18 protein-coding genes and 1 pseudogene are annotated in these 22,609 nt (G+C 61.8%); 11 read left to right on the top strand and 8 right to left on the bottom strand.

Annotation, left to right across the window (positions count from 1 at the left end):
- Positions 1-10: 10 nt before the first annotated feature.
- The gene (locus AC3IT0_RS05735) at positions 11-1,237 is read right to left on the bottom strand and encodes an ATP-binding protein (protein ID WP_489322802.1); all 1,227 of its coding nucleotides are present in this window, start codon (positions 1,235-1,237) and stop codon (positions 11-13) included.
- A 196-nt stretch (positions 1,238-1,433) separates the two neighbouring features.
- On the opposite strand from AC3IT0_RS05735, the gene AC3IT0_RS05730 reads away from it, so the two are divergent.
- Together AC3IT0_RS05730 and AC3IT0_RS05725 are read left to right on the top strand one after the other, a co-directional pair.
- Complete coding sequence (locus AC3IT0_RS05730; protein WP_489322801.1) at positions 1,434-1,979, top strand: hypothetical protein; 546 nt, start codon at positions 1,434-1,436, stop codon at positions 1,977-1,979.
- Positions 1,969-2,421, top strand: coding sequence for a DUF6036 family nucleotidyltransferase (locus tag AC3IT0_RS05725; RefSeq protein ID WP_489322800.1), 453 nt, complete (start codon positions 1,969-1,971; stop codon positions 2,419-2,421). The genes AC3IT0_RS05730 and AC3IT0_RS05725 overlap by 11 nt, the downstream gene beginning before the upstream one ends.
- A 72-nt stretch (positions 2,422-2,493) precedes the next feature.
- Here the strand turns inward: AC3IT0_RS05725 and AC3IT0_RS05720 are convergent, their stop codons facing one another.
- Positions 2,494-3,750, bottom strand: a complete 1,257-nt coding sequence (locus AC3IT0_RS05720) for a S8 family serine peptidase (RefSeq protein ID WP_489322799.1) — start codon at positions 3,748-3,750, stop codon at positions 2,494-2,496.
- A gap of 166 nt (positions 3,751-3,916) precedes the next feature.
- Here AC3IT0_RS05720 and AC3IT0_RS05715 point away from each other — a divergent pair, with 166 nt between their 5' ends.
- On the top strand, positions 3,917-4,927 hold the full coding sequence (locus tag AC3IT0_RS05715) for a Gfo/Idh/MocA family protein (RefSeq protein WP_489322798.1): 1,011 nt from the start codon (positions 3,917-3,919) through the stop codon (positions 4,925-4,927).
- A gap of 135 nt (positions 4,928-5,062) precedes the next feature.
- Here the strand turns inward: AC3IT0_RS05715 and AC3IT0_RS05710 are convergent, their stop codons facing one another.
- From AC3IT0_RS05710 to AC3IT0_RS05700, 3 genes are all read right to left on the bottom strand, one after another.
- Entirely contained in the window at positions 5,063-5,650 is a 588-nt protein-coding gene (locus AC3IT0_RS05710) for a TetR/AcrR family transcriptional regulator (RefSeq protein ID WP_489322797.1), read from the bottom strand.
- Positions 5,651-5,746: 96 nt separating this feature from the next.
- Positions 5,747-7,147 (bottom strand): trimethylamine monooxygenase, encoded by a 1,401-nt coding sequence (locus AC3IT0_RS05705; RefSeq protein ID WP_489322796.1) that lies wholly within the window; start codon positions 7,145-7,147, stop codon positions 5,747-5,749.
- A 72-nt stretch (positions 7,148-7,219) separates the two neighbouring features.
- Positions 7,220-7,600, bottom strand: coding sequence for a cupin domain-containing protein (locus AC3IT0_RS05700; protein ID WP_489322795.1), 381 nt, complete (start codon positions 7,598-7,600; stop codon positions 7,220-7,222).
- A gap of 479 nt (positions 7,601-8,079) precedes the next feature.
- On the opposite strand from AC3IT0_RS05700, the gene AC3IT0_RS05695 reads away from it, so the two are divergent.
- The 3 genes from AC3IT0_RS05695 to AC3IT0_RS05685 all read left to right on the top strand — a co-directional run bounded on the left by AC3IT0_RS05695 (position 8,080) and on the right by AC3IT0_RS05685 (position 10,557).
- Positions 8,080-8,487, top strand: a complete 408-nt coding sequence (locus AC3IT0_RS05695) for a cupin domain-containing protein (RefSeq protein WP_489322794.1) — start codon at positions 8,080-8,082, stop codon at positions 8,485-8,487.
- Between the two features lie 404 nt (positions 8,488-8,891).
- The gene (locus AC3IT0_RS05690) at positions 8,892-10,388 is read left to right on the top strand and encodes an APC family permease (protein WP_489322793.1); all 1,497 of its coding nucleotides are present in this window, start codon (positions 8,892-8,894) and stop codon (positions 10,386-10,388) included.
- Entirely contained in the window at positions 10,351-10,557 is a 207-nt protein-coding gene (locus tag AC3IT0_RS05685) for a hypothetical protein (protein WP_489323901.1), read from the top strand. Before AC3IT0_RS05690 ends, AC3IT0_RS05685 begins: the two co-directional genes overlap by 38 nt.
- Here the strand turns inward: AC3IT0_RS05685 and AC3IT0_RS05680 are convergent.
- On the bottom strand, positions 10,512-11,771 hold the full coding sequence (locus AC3IT0_RS05680) for a S8 family serine peptidase (protein WP_489322792.1): 1,260 nt from the start codon (positions 11,769-11,771) through the stop codon (positions 10,512-10,514). The genes AC3IT0_RS05685 and AC3IT0_RS05680 overlap by 46 nt on opposite strands.
- A gap of 74 nt (positions 11,772-11,845) precedes the next feature.
- Complete coding sequence (locus AC3IT0_RS05675; protein ID WP_489322791.1) at positions 11,846-12,901, bottom strand: 2,3-butanediol dehydrogenase; 1,056 nt, start codon at positions 12,899-12,901, stop codon at positions 11,846-11,848.
- 118 nt (positions 12,902-13,019) lie between these two features.
- Here AC3IT0_RS05675 and AC3IT0_RS05670 point away from each other — a divergent pair.
- Positions 13,020-13,205 (top strand): annotated as a pseudogene (locus AC3IT0_RS05670) (alkaline phosphatase D family protein); the annotation flags it as partial.
- Positions 13,206-13,230: 25 nt separating this feature from the next.
- Here the strand turns inward: AC3IT0_RS05670 and AC3IT0_RS05665 are convergent.
- Complete coding sequence (locus AC3IT0_RS05665) at positions 13,231-13,968, bottom strand: hypothetical protein (protein WP_489322790.1); 738 nt, start codon at positions 13,966-13,968, stop codon at positions 13,231-13,233.
- A gap of 312 nt (positions 13,969-14,280) precedes the next feature.
- Between AC3IT0_RS05665 and AC3IT0_RS05660 the strand changes: the two genes are divergently transcribed.
- The 4 genes from AC3IT0_RS05660 to AC3IT0_RS05645 all read left to right on the top strand — a co-directional run bounded on the left by AC3IT0_RS05660 (position 14,281) and on the right by AC3IT0_RS05645 (position 22,282).
- Entirely contained in the window at positions 14,281-15,003 is a 723-nt protein-coding gene (locus AC3IT0_RS05660) for a hemerythrin domain-containing protein (RefSeq protein ID WP_489322789.1), read from the top strand.
- 148 nt (positions 15,004-15,151) lie between these two features.
- Positions 15,152-16,480: a DUF4241 domain-containing protein gene (locus AC3IT0_RS05655; protein ID WP_489322788.1), complete on the top strand. Its 1,329-nt coding sequence runs from the start codon at positions 15,152-15,154 to the stop codon at positions 16,478-16,480.
- A 20-nt stretch (positions 16,481-16,500) separates the two neighbouring features.
- Positions 16,501-17,481 (top strand): metallophosphoesterase family protein, encoded by a 981-nt coding sequence (locus tag AC3IT0_RS05650; RefSeq protein ID WP_489322787.1) that lies wholly within the window; start codon positions 16,501-16,503, stop codon positions 17,479-17,481.
- 508 nt (positions 17,482-17,989) lie between these two features.
- Positions 17,990-22,282: a PKD domain-containing protein gene (locus AC3IT0_RS05645; RefSeq protein WP_489322786.1), complete on the top strand. Its 4,293-nt coding sequence runs from the start codon at positions 17,990-17,992 to the stop codon at positions 22,280-22,282.
- Positions 22,283-22,609: the final 327 nt, after the last annotated feature.

Raw genomic sequence — 22,609 nt, 5'->3', positions numbered from 1 at the left:
AATCACGTCGTTATTCCTTCGGCCTCGCACGCCGCTTCTGGACCGGGGGAACGTCCAAGTCCGGCACAGCCCGAAGCATAAAACGATCAAAGTGAGGCACCGTAAATCCCGCGTAACCGTGCGATGGAGTGTAAAGCAAACCCATGTTGATGAGCTCTGAGCGTGTGGGAGCCAGTTGAGTGGATTCACGACCCATAACTGCGGCCACATCCGCGGCTTTCTGGGAGTCAGGACCCAGCTGCGCCATGGCTCGCATGTAGGCGATCTGCAGCTGCGTGGCCCTGTCCAGCCGGACTCGGAAGAATGAGGAGTCCAGCTTTGCTTCGTATGCGTCCTTCGCGTCCTCAACATCTTCGAGAGTGATGACATCACCGTCCGCCGCCGCCCAGACCTGGTAGCCCAGCTCCTGCACGAAGTACGGGTAGCCCTCAGTCAGCTCGAACGCCCGGACCAGTGCGTCGTCGGTGAAATCGACGCGTTCAAGATGAGCGGGCTCAGCCAGAGCCTTCGCCGCATCTTCAACGTCAAGCGATCCGATCTTTGGGAACTTAAAGAGCCGCTCGGCGTAGGATTTAGCATCGCCCGCCAGCTCCGCGATCTGGGGCAGTCCGGCACCAACAAAAGTTACCGGCAGTTTTCTTTGCACTGTCTTGTGGATGGCCTGGATCATGGCTTCCAACTGCGTTTGGCTCAGGAACTGGACTTCGTCGAACAAGAGAACCAGCCCTGTCCCGTGCTCCTTGGCGGCCTCCCCTATAGAGACGAGAACGTCAGTCAAGTCCATATTCAGATTCCCGTGATCCGCGAACCCTTCGGCAGGGGCCACATCCAGAGACGGAGTAGGTGCGCCGGATGACGGATCGATGGACAGGCCGAAGGACTGCAGGACCTGGGCGGCCTTTCTGGCTTTCTCTCCCCATTTTGCCTTCGGAGAAATCTGGAAAAGTGCCGCCCGGAGTTGTGAATACACTGTTTGACGGAAATGACCGTCGTCGTGCTTGCTGGCCTCCAGCTCCAGAACCTTCCATTTGAACTCTTCGGCGATCTGGCGGAACTCTCCCAACAGGACTGTCTTCCCCACCCCCCGAAGCCCGGTAACGATCATGGACTGATCCGTCCGGCCTCGGTCGAGTCTGCGCAAGAGCACGCGGAAGTCGTTCAGGAACTCATCACGTCCGATGACAATTTCCGGAGTAGCGCCCGCATTGGGGGTGTAAGGGTTGTTAACGGGGTCCATCTGAACGATCTTACAAGAATTATCTTACTTTATTCAATTCTAATAAAGTCTCGAAAAGTCAATAAAGCCTGCTGGCCGAGGACGGGTCGGAGCGATGTGAAGTCGCGTGGAGAACGCGGCGATGAGGGCGAAGAGGAAGGCCCCTGCCGCGATGGCCAGGCAGATGGCGACGACAGTATGGGGGTAGGATACAAATATGTCAGCAACGTTGACGGGTGAGCTCATCCGCAAAGCCAAGGATGCTGCCGTGGCAGCTGAACAGTCCCGTCTTGAGATGATTGCTGCCTCCGGCCGGCGAGCCGAAGCGGTGTTCGCGCTTTCGGCGGAGGGGATGTCCGTCCGTAAAATCGCAGAGGTCATCGGCGTAAGTCCCTCGGTGAGCCAGCGCCTGCTCGAAAAAGCCAAGGAAAGCCGGCCGCACCTAACCCGTCGTGAAGACCGAGTGTCGTACGAGCTGCACCGTGCCGTGGCCGAAAAAGTTCGCGAAGATCCCCAGCCGGTGCTCAGCAAAGCAAGAACCAATCTGCAGAAGATGGCGTCTCGGGCTGGCGATACTCACGCCCGAGGCTGGATCGCAGAGTGGACTGCGCTGGTCAACGGCGCTGATCTCAACCGACTCGTGGATGTCATGCTGCGGCCCGATGAACGCGGAATCGACCTTCGTCAGATGACGCCGTTCGCTGGCGTACTCACCCAGGAGGAGCGGCTGGTCGCCATACATAAGGCAGCGCGTGCGGCGTAGCGAACTCGAGCACGCGATCCGCGCGGCAACAGAAATCATCCGGCAGGATGCTGTCTTCATCATCGGCAGCCAGGCCATTCTTGGGTCCTTCACGGAGGACGAACTACCCGCCGAGGCAACGCGGTCCGAAGAAGTCGACATCGCCCCATTGCAGGACGACGATGCCCAGTCACTGGCCACTCAACTGGACGCCGTCATCGGCGAAATGTCCCACTTCCATGAGACTCACGGCTTCTACGTCCAGGGCGTCGGCCGGGATACGGCGGTGCTCCCAGCAGGCTGGGAGCACCGCCTGGTCAAGGTCAACAACGCCAACACCCTCGGCCGAACCGGGCTATGTCTGGAGCCCCACGATCTTTGCGTCGCCAAACTCATCGCCGCCAGGGCGAAGGACCATCTCTTCGTCGGTCCACTCCTTGAACACGGCCTTGTCTTTCGTTAGTCCGGAGCGCATTCCAGATCTGACCGGACAAGGCCGCTGAGCCATTCCCGGTTTCCCAGTCCTGCAGTCCCGTCATGGCAAAGGACAATGCCCGCCGACGGCGTTGCAAGCATTCACGCGGCCATGTGCCCAGTAACTTCCGGTGCCGGCAATTTTGTCGGCGGTTGATTCGACCGTTGCGCGGACTGATGCGTTCGTGGCGTCAGCCTGGGAGCCCCAGGCAAGCGCGGCAACGCCGGCGACGACAGGTGCCGCCATGGAGGTACCGCTGGCGATGTCATACCCCGGGGAGCGGCCGTCCGGCGGCTCCCCGATGACGAAGCTGCCGGTCGGGAAGGTCGAGTAGACGTCGACACCGGGCGCTGCGACATCCACCCACTTGGCGCCGTAGGTTGAGAAGGAGGCTTTGACGTCGGTGTTGTCGGTTGCGGCGACGGCAATAACGTTGGGATATGCCGCTGGGTAGAGCTTGGTCTGAGTACCGCCGTTACCAGCTGCGGCAACGATGACAACACCGTTCTTCCATGCGTATTTGACAGCAGTCTCGAGAGTTCGTGAGGGGAGGTGCTGTCCGAGGCTCATGTTGATGACCTTCGCACCGTTGCTGACGGCCCAGTAGATGCCGGACGCAATGTGTGAGGTGGAGCCTGATCCGCTGTCATTGAGAACTTTGCCATCCAAGATGGTGCAAGCCGGGCACACGCCGGCAACACCAATCGTGTTGTTGGCGGTGGCGGCAACGATGCCGGCCACGTGGGTGCCGTGGCCGTACTTGTCTTCACTGGTTGCTGCAGTACTGAAGTTCGCGCGCGCAACAACCTTTGGTGCGATGTCGGGGTGGCCGCTTGCCACGCCTGTATCGAGAATGGCGACCCTAATGCCGCTGCCGGTGGTGATGCCCCACGCTTCGACGGCGTCGATATCGGCGTCCGGTTTGCCCCCGGCCACAGCCACCGAACCGGTGGTGTTCGTAAATGCTTGACCAGTGTTTCGCAGTGCGTACTGGCGATCGAAATAGTGGTCAGCTGTAGCGGCAGTAACGAGCTGGTCCGGCTCGGCGTACTCAACCGCCGGATTCCGGCTTAAGGCTCCGATGAGTTGAAGTTCTTTACCGGCCGGTACTTTGATGAGGTGAGCACCGGTGCTGCCGATACCAGCGCCCTCGCCGAGGCCATGCTGGCGCAGTACGCCGGCCGCCGCGCCGGCGTCGCGGAATTTGACCATGATTTGCCCTGCGATGTGCGGGGACTGGGTGGCCGCGTTGCCCGGGACTGCGAAGGTGATTGCGCCAAACCCCAGGACCAGCGCCGCGAAACTAGCTATCGCCATTCTTTTCATAGGGGTATCTTGCGCCCGCCTGCCCCACCTGGATAGTGGCTGCCGGTGATTGATCCCGTCGGTGGTTCTATGCCTCTTGACGGTGATCTACATATCAGCGCTTGGTAGCCGCAGAACCCTACGAATGCTTGGTAGGTTGTGAAAAAAGGAGAATTCAATGAGCGAGAAATTGCGTTGGGGCGTCCTGGGCACCGCCCGCATCGTCCGCAAGACAGTTCCGGCGTTGCAGGAAACGAAAAATGGTGAGGTCGTAGGTATCGCTTCCCGCACCGAGGAAAAGGCTAAGGAGTACGCCGACAAGCACGGCGTACCACAGGCGTTTGGCTCTTATGAGGCGCTGCTCGCTGCCCCTGACATCGACGCTGTCTACATTGCGCTGCCTAATGCACTGCACGTCGAGTGGATTCTTAAATCCTTGGACGCAGGCAAGCACGTCCTCTGTGAAAAGCCTTTGGCGATGAGCGCCGCCGAGTGCGAGGAGATCACGCGCAAGGCGGACGAGACCGGGCTCAAAGTCTTAGAGGGCTTCATGTACCGTTTTCACCCGCGTTTCGAGAAGCTTCAAGAGCTGCTCGCGGCCAATGCGGTGGGCAAATTGACATTTGTCCACGTCGCTCACTCCTTCGATGCGGGCGGCGACGACAACATCCGCTGGTATACCGGGCTCGGCGGCGGCGCACTTTTCGATACGGGGTGCTACTGCGTCAACATGAGCCGGATGGTCACGGCTCAGGAGCCGGTTCACGTCGCCGCCTTTGGCAACTACCGCGATGCCAACGACGGAGGTCGAATCGACACCAGCATTGCGGGCATGCTGCGCTTTCCCGGCAGCGCAACCGCGCTTTTTGATACGGGAGTGAACCTCGAGCGCCGCAACTTTTTGGAACTCACGGGCACCGAGGGCCGGCTCTACCTCGACAATCCTTTCGGGCTCTTGGTGGAGGATTCGGTCCTGGAGGAGCATCACTTCGGGCAGGACACTGTCTATCACAAGTTCAAGGGCGAAAACCACTTCGTACGGATGGGCGAACACTTCGCGGGCAGCGTCCTGAACGGTACGCCGCTCCGCTACGATCTCACGGATGCGGCAAACAACGCGCGGGTGTTGGAAGCGATCGACGAGGCGGCGCGGAAACAAGACGGGGCGCCTGAACCAGGCCGACTATAAGCTTTGACCGCGGCTCGCACTGCCGTGGACTTTGGTGACGGACGACGGCGCCGACCCGGGTCCGGTGCCGAAGCTCCAGGACACAGGGGTTGAGGTTGAGGTCGCGGCTGTTTCGCCCGTCGGAGGAGACCCGCCCTAGACACCGGCTTTGATCAGGAGTGCATCAACCATCATAAAAAACTGGGCGCTGTGATCGCGAGCCTTCGGGTCGGTCATGTATTGAATGGCCGCTCCGTCGTAAATCATCAGAAAGAGCCTCACTAGCGTGGCAAAGCCTATGAGGCACTGATCCCCGCTGCTCTGGGCGGCGGAAGAAAATATGTTTCCCAACTCCACTTCATAGGCGGGATAAATTTTCGCAGCCAGCGGGCTGACGGCGGCATTGCGTGTTGCCCACAGAATGAGTTCGATCTCAGCAAGTATGCTGGCCGGCTCTTCCTCCAATGCGCGCCAGTAGCCTTCGGCCACTTGTTCCACAGCCTTACGCAGACCCAGATGGACCGGGACGTCGCTGGAAAAACGGCTCAGGTTCTTTAACCAAGCCTCGGCGGCCTTGTCCATGAGTTCGTCTTTATCGCTGAAGCAGTAATGAGCCGTAGCCAGCGGAGCATTAGCCTCCTTGGCAATGGCCCGCATAGTCACCGACTGAACACCCTCACGGCGCATGATTTCAACGGTGGCTGCAATCAGCTGTTCTTTTCGTTCCGAAGCGGATACCCGCATAGACCACTCCCCACTCTCCACGGTTACCGCCGAAGACCGTATCCCGGCTGTCGATGCAACAGCCAGGATACGGTCCGGAGCGCCAAAACCCTCTAGTTACCTGGCGGCCAGGATCTCGTCCACTGCGGCAGGCGAGCCGGTGTCCACATCCTGCGAGGGGCCTTCCAAATACCGCTTCATGGAGTCATCCATGGCATCGATCCAGCGGGTGTGGTGCTTGGTCGCCATTGTGCCGGTGACCACGGAGCGGTGGAGCATGTCGCGGTATCCCAGAATGTCCGTCTCCTTGTGGTGCATCCAGTCCTTGAACAACTGGCAAACAGCGTCCAGATCGAAGGACGGGTAATCCGTGGCCTCGATGAGCTCCCGCAGGTAGTCCGTCTGGAAATCGGCCTCGGCATCGTGATGTGGCAGCACGGCCTGGCGCTCAAGCCAGGCAGCGATGTCCTTTTGGCGCTCGGCAAGGGACGGCAGCTCAACCACGCCAGTCATGACGTCGCGGGCAAACCAGGCCTGCGCGTCAAACATGTTGAATGTGTAGTACTGGTCCTGCGCACCCAGGTAGAAGAGGTTGGTGTTCTGTTGCCACACCACGCCCTTGTAGAGGTTGCCCGGGTAGAGCACGTTCGACGACTTCAGTGACAGCTCGCTGGGAAGGTACGGATACTTGTGCTGGTATCCGGTGCAAAGCACGACGGCGTCGAAGTCATCTTGGGTGCCGTCACTAAAGTGTGCGGTGCGGCCTTCGAAGTGGGTGACGAGCGGGCGTTCCACCGTATTTTCCGGCCAGTCATAGCCCATAGACGTGGTGCGGTAACTCAGGGTGATGGACGCCGCACCCATCTTGTGGGCCTGCATGCCAATGTCCTCTGCGGAGTAGCTGCTGCCGATCATGAGCAACTTCTTGCCATAAAACCGCTCGGCTCCGCGGAAATCATGGGCGTGCAGGACTTCACCCGGGAAAGTTTTGATGCCCTTGAACTCAGGGACTGAAGGGACGGAGAAGTGTCCGGTCGCAATCACCAGCTTGTCAAACACATGGGTTTCGGTGAGGTTGGTTTTGAGGTCCTCCACCGTCAGCGTGAATTCCTGGGTGGCCGCGTTGTAGCTGGTGTGCCGCGCAACGCTGTTGAAGCGGACGTACTTGCGGACGTCGGACTTCTCCACGCGGCCCTTGATGTAGTCGAAGAGAACCTCGCGGGGAGGGAAGGAAGAAATGGGACGGCCAAAGTGCTCGTCAAAGGAATAGTCCGAGAACTCCAGGCACTCCTTGGGCCCGTTGGACCATAGGTGGCGGTACATGCTGGAGTGAACCGGCTCGCCGTGGGCATCCAGCCCAATACGCCAGCTGTTGTTCCACTGACCGCCCCATTCGTCCTGCCTCTCAAAGCACATGACTTCGGGGATTTCGGCCCCTTTTTGGCGTGCTGATTCGAATGCCCGCAGTTGTGCCATTCCGCTGGGGCCTGCACCGATAATTCCGACTCGAAGTGTCATGCTGCTCTCCTCTTCCAAAATTTCATGGGCCGCCGATGAGCGGCGTTGTGAGTTAGGTTGCGCTGGGTGGTCCTAGGGTGCGAAGGTGCGGTCGCCGGCGAAGAACCCCAGGCCGTACTCAGGGGTCTCAAACTTGACGGTGGTGCCCTTGGGGAAGAACAGCACATCGCGTTCCCTCGCGTGCGTCACGTCGCCCGTGGTCTGGTCCGTGAGGATGAATTCACCTTTGATGACGACCTTCATTTCGTCGTAGGTGTACGTGTACACCAAGGGTTCGGAGGCCTTCAGCTCGAAGAAGCCGGCGCACATGACCGACCCGGCCGGGTTGTGAAGGGAGTCGCCGATCGCAGCGACCGTCCCAGGCTCGTTCATCGACGGCAGTCCGATGAAGCCGTTTTCTACCTTGTGGATGGATCCGGCCTTGCTCAATGTGCCTACGAGGGTGGTTTCCATGGTCTCTCCTGTGAATTGGGTGATGAGTTCTTCAGAACTGTTCATTTAGGGCATAAATAGCCAGAGGGATGGCGCTTCTGGCGCATAAGGGAGTGCATTGAAGGCGACCTCTGAAACCGGGTTATGGCTCCGGGAGGAATGGCTGCAAATCCGACATTCATGATTCCAACGGACCGGTTGAGCTCCACCTTGAGCTGTACCAGTGTGAAGTGAATCACGTTTGTTCGTCCACCGACTTTCACATGAACGGCCGTGCAAGTCAATCGTTCAGGAAAAGTTTCCTACGAGATTCTTTTGGGAGCTGACGCTCGGATCCGAGGCCTGGGGACGTTCCACATTCCTTCTCATGGACCCTTGACTGGGACGCTTGTCAATGTCAAAGTATTCAAATCCGTGATCCACATCACGTTGATGCAACTGATTTTTGATTCACCGAAAGTTCCCTAAGCAGGCTTCCAACTGAAGAACGGTGAAAGACTATGGCCACAGCCACCCACTCCCCGACATTGACGACGGGGGAAACGATCGACCTCTGGTCAGCGAAGTCCATGAAGGTCATGAAGGACGAATGGCCGCGATTGCGCTGCCGGTTTATCAACGCGGATCCCGTAGGCCGATGGGAGGACTTCATACTCTCGGAATGGGAATTGGAAGCCTGCGGCTGGGAAGACTTCCACCCCCACTCCGAAACGAACTTCGTCGTGGCAGGCGAGCTCTACGTCGAGAGTGAAGGCAAGACTGTCATCCTGAGGCCCGGTGACTCAGCACGCGTAAATCCCGGACAACTTGGCCGATACTGGGCGCCCGTCTACGCCCGGATGGTCACCGTCTACGGCCCCAACCCCGATGGCGCGGAGTCGCACTCCTTCCGATACTACGAAATCTGAGCTTTTAGACTGATGCACGGTCGCTCCAGGTGAGACGCCTGCACGCCACCTTCGGCCAAATCCGCCACACCAGTTCGACCGAACTGACGATTCTAGACGACACAAGTGCTTCTGCATTTCTGCGAATCATGCGCGGACATTCACGCGCCAGAATTCATACCCGCCTGCGGTAATACATGCAACTGCAGATCGCGGTTGCAGGGTTAGTCGAGCCTCCAACGTTTGAAGATTCCAATGTACGAATGTACGGGCCTGTCCATATGCGCGCGCATGCATCGGATTTCCACGTCCTTTCACGGTGGTATATACCGCGCGGAATGGCATGCATCTCGCAGCCACTTCAGACTCACGAATCTAGTTATTCACACTAAAAGACCAGACGCTTGTCGTCTAAGGAGACTGTTATGAGTAAAAATATTTCGGATGGCGTTGGCCACCTGGAAAGGTCGATCAACTGGAAGCAGGGCCTGGCCATAGCACTTGGCGTCCCCTTGCTGATACTGCCATCGTTGGGCTACCTGCCGATGTATATGGCTGCCGCAGCAATCCTGGTCTGGGGGTTGTCGGTCATCCAGGGTTTCATACAGAACGCTGCCTATGCTGAGATGGCTACCACCTTTCCCAAGGCCTCCGGCCTGCCAGGTTTCGCGCAGCATGTCTTCCGCACCGAAAACTACAAGGGCAAGTACGACAAGGGCAAGCTGATCGGCGGCTTCTCCGCCTGGAGCTACTGGTTTGCCTGGAACCCGGTCCTGGCGATCTTCGCCATCCTGGTCGGCGGTTACCTGCATGGGCTGTTCCCGGTTCTGGCCGAGACCTTTACCGAGTATCAGCTCGCATTAATCTCAGGCCTGCTGATCTTCACCGGACTGTTCATCGTTAACTGGTTCGGACTTAAGGATGGCGCCATCCTGGGCTACATCCTGGCGGCCGTATCCCTGATACCGCTGATTATCCTGGCAGTGGCGCCTTTTGCCACAGGACATGTCGACTTTGCCAACATCACCGGCAACTGGTGGCCCACTGACTGGGCCTGGGACATGCACCACATCCTCATTCTCTTCGGCATCTTTGCGATCGCACAGTGGAGTGCCTGCGGCTGGGAAACGGCAGCCATCTACGCCCCTGAATACAAAAACCCTTCCAAAGATGTCCCGAAAGCACTGTTTGCCTGCGGCATCATCTGCTTCCTCTCGTACGTACTGGTGCAGGCTTCAGTAATCGGCGTGCTTGGTGTTGAAGGTGTGATGGCGGAGCCTGTATCGCCTCTGATTCCAGTGGCCCAGGCTGTCTTTGGCGAAGCCGGCTCAATCATCACCATCATCATGCTGATCGCCGCCATGATCCTGATCATCCAAACGGCTTACCTGGGATCGTCCCGGGCCTTGCACTCCATGACCACGGAAGGCAACCTTCCCAAGGTCTTCGGCAAAACGAATCGCCACGGAACTCCCTTTATCGCCTTGCTGGTCACCGCGGCCTTTAACATGGTCCTGATTTCCATGGGATCCCTGGCTGCAATTCTTGCGGCCGCCGCCATTGGCTACACCTGTGCCAACGGCATCAGCCTCTTCGCCTACGTCAGAGCCAAAAAGCACCCGGCCTTCGCCAATCTGGAACGACCCTTCAAGGCGCCCAAGGGCTGGAAAAATGTCGCCATGATCTTTGGCCTGTTCAACCTGCCTCTGTGCCTGATCGGCGTGGTCTACCTCAATAGCCAGGAGATTGGCTGGACCTCAACCTGGCTCGGCTTCCTCGTTTTGTCGCTCTACATACCCATCTGGTTCTATTCCCAGCGCGAATCGGGGCACCGGAACAACGAAGCAGCCGCTGCCGACTCTTTGGCCAACGATTCAGATAACGATGCCGAAGACCTGGAAACGGTTCCAACTTCCAGGTGACATCGACGGTGCAGGACGGGTCGCCGTCGTCGTAGCGGATTACGACGGCGGCACTCCAGCAAGGGGGCCCGTCGCCGACCCGGACCTCCACAACCACGAGCTCCGGCTGGCCAAGGCAGCGAACTACCGCACGGCGTCGTACGCGTTCACACGGCCGTACGTCCAGTAGGTGCCGTTGCCACCAATGTCATCAGCGGTTGCTTCGATATTTGCCCGGACCGACGTTTTCGTGGCTCCGGCATGTGAACTCCAGGCGAGCGCGGCAACAGCGGCGACGATAGGTGAAGCCATCGAGGTACCGCTGGCAATGTCATAACCCATGGAGCGGCCGTTCTGCGTACCCAGGACGAAGGAGTGGTTCGGGAACGTCGAGTACACGTTGACCCCGGGCGCCGCGACATCCACCCACTTGCCGTACGTCGAGAAGGATGCTTTGGCGTCCCTGTTGTCGGTTGCGGCCACGGCAATAACGTTGGGATACGCGCCCGGGTAGATCTTGGCCTGGGTACCGGCGTTGCCGGCTGCCGCAACGATCACCACGCCTGCATTCCAGGCGTTGTTGACGGCAGCTTCGAGCGTCCGGTTGGAAACGCGCTGGCCCAGGCTCATGTTGATGACCTTGGCGCCGTTGTTGACGGCCCAGTTGATGCCGTTGGCGATGCGCGAGGAGGAACCGGTCCCCGCGTCGTTGAGCACTTTGGCATCCAGGATGGTGCACTCCGGGCACACCCCGGCAACACCAATCGTGTTGTCGTCCGCGGCGGCAACGATGCCGGCCACGTGCGTGCCATGGCCATATCCGTCGTAGTCCTCAGGATGACCTGCCCGGATTACCTTGTCGCTGAAGTTGGCCCGGGCAACCACCTTCTGCGAGATGTCCTCGTGGTCGATCGCCACGCCTGAATCGATGATGGCCACCCTGGTGCCGCCACCCTTGGTGACCGCCCACGCTTCGACGGCGTCCACATCAGCGTCCGCGTCGCCGCCGGCTATGGTCAGCGTGCCCCAGGTGTTCGTGAATGACTGGCCAACGTTGTGCAGGGCGTACTGGCGCTCGAAGTAAGTACCATCGGTAGCGGCGGTAACAACCTCGTCCGGTTCGGCGTACTCGACGGCGGGATTCCGGCTGAGGGCGCTGATGAGCTGAAGTTCCTTGCCGGCCGGGACTTTGATCAGTCGGGCGCCCGTGCTGCCGATGCCCGGGCCCTCGCTGAGCCCGTGCTGGCGAAGGACGCCTGCTGCCGCGCGGTCGTCGCGGAACTTTACGAGGATTTGCCCCGCGACGTGTGATGTCTGGGGAGCTGCCGTGGCCGGCGTGGCCACGGTGATTCCGCCGAACGCCATCATCGCCGCCGCGAAACCAGCTGTAAGAAGTTTTCTCATTTGGTTATCTTGGTTGAACCCGAGCCCGCTGAACAGGGCCAGTGCACTATCACTTCGGGGAACTGGCCGCGGCCCTAGGGATGCACCAGCACCTTGACCGCTGTGTCCTTGTGGTTGATGAGGGTGTCGAAGCCCTGCTCCACCAGGTCGTCCAAGGCAATCCTGCCGGTGATGAACGGCTTCAGGTCCACCTTGCCCTCCTGAACCATCTTGATCACGGCCGGGTGGTCCCCGACGTAGGCGATGGTGCCGCGGAGGTCGATCTCCTTCAGCACCAGCTTCTGCATGTCCACGGTGGCTGGAGCACCCCAGATGGAGACGTTGACAACAACGGCCCCAGGCCGGACGGCGTCGAGCATTGTGTCCAGCACCGCGTTCACACCCGCGCATTCGAACGCGACGTCCGCACCGGTGCCGCCGGTGAGTTCCAGCACCCGCGCCGGAACGTTCTCCTGGCTGGGGTCAAGCACGTGGTCGGCCACCCCGCTGGAGATGGCCTTCTCCTTCCGCGCCGCGGTGAGTTCGCTGATGATGGTGGTCACGCCCATGCCTTTGAGGACGGCGGCGGTCAGCAGCCCGATGGGCCCGGACCCGCCCACCAGGGCAACATCGCCGGCCTTCGCGCCGCTGCGCGCCACGGCATGGTGCGCCACGGACAGCGGCTCGATCATGGCCGCCTCATCCAGGGGAATGTCCCCGATGGGATGCACCCACCGCCTGTCCACCACCACCGTCTCGCTGAGGCCTCCCCCGCCGCCGGAAAGCCCGATAAAGCCCATCTGCCGGCACAGGTGGTAGCTGCCCGCCTGGCACATGTCGCAGGTGCCGTCCACGAAATAGGGTTCGACGACGACGTTGTCCCCCACCGCAAGCCCCTCCACACCTTCGCCGAGTGCAGAGACAGTCCCGGAAAATTCGTGCCCCATGGTCACCGGCGCCTCCTCGTGGGAGAGCGGGTGCGGATGTCCCGGCGCGGGGACGAAAATGGGGCCTTCCAGATATTCGTGCAGGTCACTGCCGCAGATACCGCACCACGCGACGTCGATCTTCACTGCTCCGGCCCGGAGTTCCGGCTCCGGAATATCCTCGATGCGGATGTCCTCGCGGCCATGGAAACGTGCTGCCTTCATGATGGATCCTTCCCTTCGGTGAACATGAATGTCCTCGCAGGGCCCGGGTCCTCAGGCAGCCGGGCCGCATCCGATCATCCTCGCACCGGATCCGGAGGTTCGGTAGGGTCAAATACGGCTGGCCTGGAACCCGCACCTGAAGTTCTACAACGACAACCGCGGCTACGTGAACACCCGCATCACCAAGGACGCGATGACCGCTGACTTCCGGGTGCTGGACTACGTCACGACGCCGGGATCCCCCGTCAGCACGAAGGCCTCCTTCTCGATCCAAGACGGCGCGCCGGGGCTTATCGGAGGTTGAGCCTGTCGAAACCCGGGAGTACGGGCTAGGGCTGGACAACATTCACGAGTTCTGACCGGCGTCCTGTCTGCAGGTCCTCGGTTAGGACGAGGGCACCGACCTCCGGGCAGTGATATTTATGCTCCCGGGAATTCTTTTCAAGCGGCGTCCAGTCGTAAACCTTGATGCAGTCAGTGTAGGTGCGGGTTTTCGTGGAGACGGTCTCGCCGGAAGCGACGGTGTCCCGCATATCTTCTGCATGACCAACGTAAAATTCCTGCCTGTAGGAATCGCCGGTGCGCTGCTCGGCCTTCATCCAGATGCCGGCTTTTGCCCCATCTTTTCCGTGGAGAAAGCTGCCGGAGTGGTTCAGCAACATCCCATTCCAGTAGTTGTTCACGTCCTCGCCGAAGTACCACACGTCACCGTTTTTGTGTTGTGCCAGGTAATCCCGGGTTTCCTCTACGAGCTGCCCGTTCTTGTATTCCTTATCCAGATAGACGACCGTCTCAAAGCCCTCTATGGTCTTGGTCTCCTGCAGGATTTCGATTTCAATCCGCTCGGTGACGGTTCCTTGCTCGGTGGTCTCGTAAATCATTTTTTTGCCGACGGGGAGGGCAAAGTATCTATTGGTAATTTCGGTGGTGAAATCGGCAGGGTTGATCTGCGGGGTGTACTCCGCGGCCCTGCTCCTTTTTGTGTTGTCGACGGAAAAAAGTGCCGCCCCGCCAACAACCAGCAACAAGACGACGAGAGCAAAGAAGATTTTGGTTCGTTGATTCATGACCTTTCCCACTCCTTCTGAGTAGAAATTCCTGCAGGGGGTCAGAGCACCGTTGCTTGCCCATGGCCATAGGAGAAAGGTAGTGCAGTCGGGCCTGAACCTGAACCCCCTCGACGAACACTCAGCATGGAAAGTCGAAACCCAAGAACGACGGCGGGGTGGCCGGCTTTCCTGCCGGCACCCCGCCGCCGTCTCCGGGTGATGGATGGACCTCCACAATTGGTGGGGCCATTGTGTGGCATGAGGGCAAAACGCTACGATGCTGCCGGGGTGAGGTCCTGGTCTCGCATGACGACCGTAAGGGGCCATCGAATGACCGACTTCTTCACCATCCACCCTGGCGAGACCGCAGCTCCTGTGCCACCGGGACCCATCCTCTGCACCGGGTCGGCTGCCATGCGGCGTGTTCACCGTGTGTTTCTTTGGGCGTATGACGAGGCGCCCGGCCTAGTGCGCTCCGCCGGGCCTGGCGAAACAGCCCGCGCCGCATACGTGGGAGAAGTGCTTGGGAACTTCGACAAGATCCTCCACGTCCACCACGAGGGCGAGGACCTGCTGATGTACCCGCAGCTTGCGGAACGGGCACCGGCATGTGCGTTGCACGTTGAGCAGATGCTTGAGCAGCATCGGCAGGTCGCACGCCGGCTTGAGAACATCGAGCCGGTCCGATTGCGCTGGATGGAAACTGCTGAGGCAGAGGCCCGAGACGACCTCGCTGAGCGGTATGAGGACCTGTCGGCTGTCCTTAAAGTGCACTTGCGCCGTGAGGTAACGGAGGTGATGCCAGCGGTGGACAAAGTACTGACCGCAAAGGAACTGACTGTGGCCGCAGAGCACGGGTCCAGCCAGTTCAGCATGAAGTTCCTGGTCGCCTACCTCGGGATGGTGCTGGCCACGAATCCGCCCGGTGAGCGGGAGGAATTCTTCAAGGAAATGCCTGCAGCGGCCCGCGTTGGCTATCGCCTCGTCGGACGGCGGATGTATCGCCGGCAGTACTCGACGCTCTTCCCGGGGCGCGCGATTCCCGAACTGTAAAGGCCATGATCGTGTGCATGGACCGCGAGTAGTCAAATAACGACGGCGGGCGGCCAGCTTTTCTGCCAGCCGCGCCACCGCTGATGCCTTGCCAGCACATCGTGTCTGTCCACGAGAAGGGTCACCGTGTGGCCGTAGGATGTGTCGCATGACTCAGGACGAGGTTCGCGGCAGAATCGAGGCCTTCGTGGCCGATTTCCACACGAGGTGGCAGCGGTCCGGCAAGTCGCCGGGCATGTTCTCTTTCGACCCTGCGGTGTTCCAAGCCTGGGCCGACGAGTTGGCGGACGTCGTCGCGACCCATTGCACCCCGGGAGTCCGCACCGGCCAGGAGGGTGCACTGTCTTCCAGTCCCGCGCATGACCCGTCCGCCGAGCAGATCACCGGGGTCGAGGTCGTGGAGGACACGGCGACGGTCCGCTCGGTCATCCAAGCGGCAGGGACCACCACCTTCTACTACGAGTACCGGCTGCTGCGGGGCGATGACGGCTGGCGGATCTCCCAACTCTCCACCTTCCTCGACCCGCCCGGCTCACCGTTGATCGATCCGCCCCGGGCCGAGGCGCTCTTGCAGGGTGCAACACCCGACGCCGCCCTGCCGGACCTGCCAGCCCACCTGGAACTCGACCTGCCGGGATTGTTTACGGCGGGCCGGGTGGTCGCACCGTTCGGCGAACCGGCGCCGCTCGAGGTCCTTCACCTCGGCAAGCTCACCTGCGCCTCCGGGGTGCTCACGGTCTTGGACTTGGGTTCGGTTGACGAGCACTTTGTCCCCTTGGCGCGGCGGATCATGCCGGGGACGTATGCCGTCGAAGTTGCCACGGTGGCGGACGTGACGGTCGCGGTACGGCTGTTGCTCTCTGAGGCGCCAGCGGTCAGCTGGCATCCCGCCGCGTTCACCGACGGCACGCACGGGGTAGGGGTCGATGCCGGCAACGTGGCCATCCTCGACGTCGGGTCGCTGGTGGAGTGCCAAGCCCAGCGCGTCGAGACGATGTTTCAAGAGCACGTGGAACGGCTCATGGACACACCGGGCACAATGTTTGGTCTCGCCGGCGAGGTAGTGGATGCGGTCATGGTGACGAGCGGGTACGGCGACGGGACCTACCCGTGCTACTGGGGTTTGGCCGCCGACGGCAGCCTCACCTCGCTCGTTGTCGATTTCCGGGTGCTCGCAGAGAACATCCTTCGCACCAGCCGCGTGCCGTTCCAACCCGGCCCCGTCAGCACCCCTGAACTCGCCGGTCACGAACTGCAGATCACCGCGGATGACGGGTCGTTCGTCGTCAGCAGCAGGGGTGAGGACATCACCGGCCTCCGGGTGCTGGCACCGGACGGCGCGCTCCTTCTGGACGGAGACCATCTGGGCACCTTCATCACGGGAGGCATCTCCAGCAGGACGTGGAACCCGGACGGGCCGCCTCCGCCCGGCTCCGTCCTCGAGGTCACCGAGTACCTCGGGTACCGACACATCTGACTTCTCGAAAGGGCTATCGGATGCAGTCAGCACTTCCTCGTCTCAGATCCTTCCGGCGGGTGGCCGCAACCGCCGCAGCCCTTCTGGCGGTCTCCGTCGCGGGTTGCGCCAGCGCTCCGGAGCCGCCTGATGTTCGGATCGCCGCTGTCGGTGACATGAACGGCGTCAAGACCTCTGCGCCTGATAGCCCGTCCGGTCTGAACGGTGCGGCGATCACCGGGCTCGTGCAGAACAACGAGATCGACGCGTTCCTAGGGCTCGGGGATTTCCAGTACGACACCGCGTACTGCGACGACTACGTGAAGTACTGGACGCCGCTGTGGGGTGGCACGATGCCCAAGTTGTACTGGGTGTCCGCCCCCAACCACGACTGGCAACCCGGCCGCAACGAAGACCTCGACAAGTTCATGGATGGCCAATGCCCGGGGTCTCCGGAAAAGGCTGCGATCAACCAGCAGCGTGGGTTCATCGGGAACGGGGAACCGTACTCGAAGGACTTCGGGAACTGGCACTTCGCGTTCCTGTCGTCCGCGCACTGGCGGTACAACCCCACGCAGGCTCGGGCGTTGACGACGTGGCTGGACAACGACCTCGCTGCTGCTAGGGCGGCGGGTAAGCACCTGGCAGTCGCATACCACGAACCCTACTTCACGTCGAACACGAACGAACATGAGCGGGCCGCTGACCACAAGCCGTGGATCGACGTGATGTGGAAGCACCGGGTCCGTCTGACCCTGTCAGGGTCACAGCACAACTACGAACGGTCATGTCCGGTGAACAACGCTGACCAGTGCGTCAGTGACGGGATGACAGCGTTCCAGGTTTCCACGGGAGGTATCGATCTCCGCTCCTTCACTAGCAGTCCGTCGTACATCGTGAAGCGGTTCAGCGACACTCACGGGTTCCTTCGGATGACACTTCGAGACAACGGGTCTTTCGACTGGAACTTCGTTCCAACGTCGGGGCCGGGCACGGACGCAGGTACGCGTTCCGCACCGTAGTCCCCTGGCCGCCACTCCGACTCCTTGTCATCACCCACGGCGGGCCAGGGCTTGGCTCCCTGCGGTCTGCGCGCCTGAGAGGGCGTGGGCGAGTCAGGAGAGCCAGCCGGTGTAGCGGGTGGGCGCCGGACCGCCAGATAATCCGGCCTTGGGTCCTGAGCCAAGAGCGGGTAGTCCGGGTTGAAAGACGGGTAGCGCCTGCGAGAAAACGAGTACAGGGAAGCCCCTCACCACGCTGGTTGGCCTCTTGTCTCGGGCATACACTGACCAAATCTCATTTGGCCTTAATAACATCGAAACACTCGATGGAAGCGTCGTGACAAAAATCGAAGGGAGAAGAATCAGAAACCATCGCCTCGCGAAACAGAGATCACACGAGTTGAAATCAGCGGCGGCAACCGAAGAATCCACTATCCGCCGGAAAAGCCCGCATCGGCGCGGCTTGGTCTCACCGTCGCCACCACAACAAGCTACCGGCGTCCACATCGGCTCATGATTGGAAGAGACCATGAGAAAGACCCTGCTCGCGGTTATCACGGCATTCGCCCAGGGGATCGACGTTCTACGCGGGTCGCGGAATCTGCGGTTCCATGCACTGCTGACAGCGCTGCTGCTTGCGCTGGGTGGTGTTCTGGTGGTGCCGGTTGCGGCGTCGGCTGCTGAGGGTGATGTTGGGGTTGAGGGTCCGTCGCATTCGGGGACGGGGACGCCGACGGGTACGAAGCGGGCGACGAGCGGGTTGTGGTTCAACGACGGGCTCTGGTGGGGGAACCTGTGGGACACTGCCAGCTCGGATTTTCATATCTTCCGGTTCAATGCCGCGGCGAGCTCGTGGGTCGATACGGGTGTGGCGACGGACACGCGGGCGAACACTCATCATGACGTGTTGTGGGACGGGACGACGTTGTATGTGGCGAGCTATCGGTTCGTCGCCGACACCCTGCCGGCTGAGCCGAACTTCCCGACGACGATGCGAAGTTACAGCTACAACTCGAGTACCAAGACTTACTCGCTGCTGTCCTCTACAAACATCAACAACTACAAGGTTGAGACCCTGACCATCGATAAGGACTCGACTGGTCGGGTGTGGGCCACCTGGCAGCAGGGTAACAAGATCTATCTGAACGTCACCGGCACGGACGGCACAACATGGGGCACGCCGTTCCCGCATCCTGCGTCGTTGAGCAACGTGTCTGTGGACGACACGTCGGCTGTGATCGCGTTCGGACCCGGCAAGATGGGTCTGATGTGGAGCCGGGAGGTCGGTGACGCCACGGACGGCATGTACTGGAGCTACCACGTCGATGGAGCGTCGGACACCGACTGGAGCGCGCCTGTGGCGGCGGTGTCGGGGCAGGGCAGCAGCGATGACCATATGAACTTGAAGTGGCTGGACTCCTCGGGCGGCCGGGTTTTCGCCGCCGTCAAGACGTCCTTCACGTCCGCGCCCCAGCCGCTGATCCAGCTGTTGGCATTGAATGGCACGACCTGGTCGGCGCACCCGATCGCGACTGTCTCGGAGTGCCCGAACCGGGTGATCGTCTTGATTGATGAGTTCGCGCAGAGGCTGCGTACCTTCGCTACCTATCCGAAGCCGAGTGGCACAACGAACGCTGGTGTCTGCACCACTTCGGGGGGTGCGATCTACGAGAAGTCCACGCCGCTGAATAACATCAACTTCACCACCGCGACGAAGACGGCTCGTATCGTCGACGCCGACCAGTATGTCCACAACGTGACGTCAACGAAGCAGAACCTCAACAGTGCGGCGCGGGGCACGGCCAACAGCGATCTGCTGGTGCTCGCCGATGTGAACGCCACAAACCGGTACTGGCACTCTTACGACCGTGGTGATACGGCGCCCGTTGCCTCCTTCACAGCCACCCCCACCTCCGGCACCACGCCGCTGGACGTGGCCTTCACCGACACCTCCACCGACGCGCCGACGTCGTGGTCCTGGGACTTCGGCGACGGCAGCACGTCCACCGCGCAGAACCCGGCCCACACCTACACCACCGCCGGAACCTACACCGCAACCCTGACCGCCAGCAACGACACCGGCTCAAGCACGACCATCACGACCATCACGGTCAGCCCGGCACCACCGCCGGCGCCCGTTGCCTCCTTCACAGCCACCCCCACCTCCGGCACCACGCCGCTGGACGTGGCCTTCACCGACACCTCCACCGACGCGCCGACGTCGTGGTCCTGGGACTTCGGCGACGGCAGCACGTCCACCGCGCAGAACCCGGCCCACACCTACACCACCGCCGGAACCTACACCGCAACCCTGACCGCCACCAACGACACCGGCTCAAGCACGACCATCACGACCATCACGGTCAGCCCGGCACCACCGCCGGCGCCCGTTGCCTCCTTCACAGCCACCCCCACTTCCGGCACCACGCCGCTGGACGTGGCCTTCACCGACACCTCCACCGACGCGCCGACGTCGTGGTCCTGGGACTTCGGCGACGGCAGCACGTCCACCGCGCAGAACCCGGCCCACACCTACACCACCGCCGGAACCTACACCGCAACCCTGACCGCCAGCAACGACACCGGCTCAAGCACGACCATCACGACCATCACGGTCAGCCCGGCACCACCGCCGGCGCCCGTTGCCTCCTTCACGGCCACCCCCACCTCCGGCACCACGCCGCTGGACGTGGCCTTCACCGACACCTCCACCGACGCGCCGACGTCGTGGTCCTGGGACTTCGGCGACGGCAGCACGTCCACCGCACAGAACCCGGCCCACACCTACACCACCGCCGGAACCTACACCGCAACCCTGACCGCCACCAACGACACCGGCTCAAGCACGACCATCACGACCATCACCGTCAACCCGGCACCACCGCCCGTTGCCTCCTTCACGGCCACCCCCACTTCCGGCACCACGCCGCTGGACGTGGCCTTCACCGATACCTCCACCGACGCGCCGACGTCGTGGTCCTGGGACTTCGGCGACGGCAGCACGTCCACCGCGCAGAACCCGGCCCACACCTACACCACCGCCGGAACCTACACCGCAACCCTGACCGCCACCAACGACACCGGCTCAAGCACGACCAGCTCCACCATCACGGTCAGCCCGGCACCACCGCCGGCGCCCACGATGGACGCATCCTCCGTCGTCAACCTTGCGAACGTCACGGCCGTGCCCATCTCCGGCACCGCTCAGGCCGCGAGCACCGTGAGTGTCACAGCGTCCGACGGTGCGGGCCATGCCGTGAGCGGAACGGCCACGGCCAGCTCGACGGGAGCCTGGTCCCTTCCGACACTCGACGTCTCGAGCCTCAACGACGGCACCGTGACCCTGACCGCCACCGCGACCGATACGGCGGGCAACGTCAGCCCCGCGACGACGGCAACGGTCCCCAAGGACACCGCGCCCCCCGCCGAACCGACACTGACGGCACCCGCCACAGTCACCGCCGCGACCGTCACGTACGCGACGGTCAGCGGCAGCGCCGACGCCGACGCGACCGTCACGCTCAACATCACGGACACCGATGCCGTTCACACCGTCACCGCGACCGCGACCGCGACCGGAACCGGGTATTGGTCCATAACGGCACTAAACCTGACGAGCCTGAGCGACGGCCAGCTCACATACACCGCAACCGCAACCGATACGGCGGGCAACGTCAGCCCCGCGACGACGGCAACGGTCCCCAAGGACACCGCGCCCCCCGCCGAACCGACACTGACGGCACCCGCCACAGTCACCGCCGCGACCGTCACGTACGCGACGGTCAGCGGCAGCGCCGACGCCGACGCGACCGTCACGCTCAACATCACGGACACCGATGCCGTTCACACCGTCACCGCGACCGCGACCGCGACCGGAACCGGGTATTGGTCCATAACGGCACTGAACCTGACGAGCCTGAGCGACGGCCAGCTCACATACACCGCAACCGCGACGGACACGTCCGGCAACACCGGCGCGTCCGCAGCGCAGACCGGAACGAAGAAGACCACCGCAACGGCACCGCAGTTCACGAGCGTGCCGTCCCAGATCACGGGCGACACGCTGACCGCCGTGCCATTCGCGGGGACCTCCGATCCAGGGGCAGCCGTGGCGCTCACGGCCACCGATTCGGGGAATCACAGCCTATCGGCCACGGCAACCGCGAACGGCTCGGGAAACTGGTCCGCGTCGATGAACCTGAGCCAACTCAACTCGGGCCTGGTCACGTTCTCGGCCCAGGCCACGGACGTCTACGGCAACATCAGCACCGTGACGACGACGACGAGCCGCATCGGCCCGAGGGTCGTGTCCGTCACGCTCCAGAACGGCGGAACCGCCGGTAAAGCGGACATCAACGACAAGATCGTGGTCGTGTTCAACGAGCCGATGAGCCCGAGCTCGTTCTGCAGCACCTGGACGAGCACCACGGGGCCGTGGACCCAGAGTGGCAACAACGTCAGCGTGCTGATCAGCCGCAACACCTCCGCCCCCAACGACACCCTGACCCTCTCGACGGGTTGCACGGCAAACAACTTCGGCACCGTCAACCTCGGCGCCCACTACACCACGAGCAGCGGCGGAAACCTCACCTTCAAGGGGACGGGCACGCGCGGGGCGTCCTCCGTCTCGCTGAGCGCGGACGGCAAGACCCTCACGATCACACTCGGAGCCTTGAAGAGCGGTACCCCCGCCACGGGCGTCATCGCCGGCATTCCCTCATACCAGGGGACAGCGAGCGGACAATCGGGCATCGCGACGGACACGAGCGGAGTCCCGCTCGGACGCAATCCCTCCGGCTCCGGGACGGCGTCGCGCTTCTGATCCTCGAATCGCGCGGTTCGATGGTGCGGATGCAGGGGCGGCCAGCCTGCCCACCCCTGCGCTTGGAGGGACCGGGTGCTTGGCTCTTGGGACGCATGCCGCGGTGCTGCTTAGCCCTACTTCCGGTTCGCCTGGAGCTTCGGAAGCCTCAGCCGCCTTCGGCAGCATGAATTGCGACGCCGGTGCTGCCGCCGGCGGGTTTGTCACCCCAGGCACGAGCTCCGGTTTGAGCCGAGCCAGCATGCATGCTGCGGCTGCTTTCGGCAGCACAAAGTCCGACGGCGGTGCTGCCGCCGGCTTTTCTGCCATCCGCAGGCCTGTCAGCGA

The organism is Pseudarthrobacter sp. KH_020_B (genome assembly GCF_057840185.1).
Note: the sequence above shows the minus strand (reverse complement) of the source record. Positions and strands in the feature narration are given on the sequence as shown.

Excerpts from the sequence above, each read along its gene's own strand:
- AC3IT0_RS05720 (WP_489322799.1), bottom strand. The coding sequence starts at position 3,750 with ATGGCGATAGCTAGTTTCGCGGCGCTGGTCCTGGGGTTTGGCGCAATC.
- AC3IT0_RS05675 (WP_489322791.1), bottom strand. The coding sequence starts at position 12,901 with ATGAAGGCAGCACGTTTCCATGGCCGCGAGGACATCCGCATCGAGGAT.
- AC3IT0_RS05680 (WP_489322792.1), bottom strand. The coding sequence starts at position 11,771 with ATGAGAAAACTTCTTACAGCTGGTTTCGCGGCGGCGATGATGGCGTTC.
- AC3IT0_RS05645 (WP_489322786.1), top strand. The coding sequence starts at position 17,990 with ATGAGAAAGACCCTGCTCGCGGTTATCACGGCATTCGCCCAGGGGATC.
- AC3IT0_RS05660 (WP_489322789.1), top strand. The coding sequence starts at position 14,281 with ATGACCGACTTCTTCACCATCCACCCTGGCGAGACCGCAGCTCCTGTG.
- AC3IT0_RS05665 (WP_489322790.1), bottom strand. The coding sequence starts at position 13,968 with ATGAATCAACGAACCAAAATCTTCTTTGCTCTCGTCGTCTTGTTGCTG.
- AC3IT0_RS05715 (WP_489322798.1), top strand. The coding sequence starts at position 3,917 with ATGAGCGAGAAATTGCGTTGGGGCGTCCTGGGCACCGCCCGCATCGTC.
- AC3IT0_RS05655 (WP_489322788.1), top strand. The coding sequence starts at position 15,152 with ATGACTCAGGACGAGGTTCGCGGCAGAATCGAGGCCTTCGTGGCCGAT.
- AC3IT0_RS05690 (WP_489322793.1), top strand. The coding sequence starts at position 8,892 with ATGAGTAAAAATATTTCGGATGGCGTTGGCCACCTGGAAAGGTCGATC.
- AC3IT0_RS05735 (WP_489322802.1), bottom strand. The coding sequence starts at position 1,237 with ATGGACCCCGTTAACAACCCTTACACCCCCAATGCGGGCGCTACTCCG.
- AC3IT0_RS05700 (WP_489322795.1), bottom strand. The coding sequence starts at position 7,600 with ATGGAAACCACCCTCGTAGGCACATTGAGCAAGGCCGGATCCATCCAC.
- AC3IT0_RS05705 (WP_489322796.1), bottom strand. The coding sequence starts at position 7,147 with ATGACACTTCGAGTCGGAATTATCGGTGCAGGCCCCAGCGGAATGGCA.
- AC3IT0_RS05685 (WP_489323901.1), top strand. The coding sequence starts at position 10,351 with ATGCCGAAGACCTGGAAACGGTTCCAACTTCCAGGTGACATCGACGGT.
- AC3IT0_RS05650 (WP_489322787.1), top strand. The coding sequence starts at position 16,501 with ATGCAGTCAGCACTTCCTCGTCTCAGATCCTTCCGGCGGGTGGCCGCA.
- AC3IT0_RS05695 (WP_489322794.1), top strand. The coding sequence starts at position 8,080 with ATGGCCACAGCCACCCACTCCCCGACATTGACGACGGGGGAAACGATC.
- AC3IT0_RS05730 (WP_489322801.1), top strand. The coding sequence starts at position 1,434 with ATGTCAGCAACGTTGACGGGTGAGCTCATCCGCAAAGCCAAGGATGCT.
- AC3IT0_RS05710 (WP_489322797.1), bottom strand. The coding sequence starts at position 5,650 with ATGCGGGTATCCGCTTCGGAACGAAAAGAACAGCTGATTGCAGCCACC.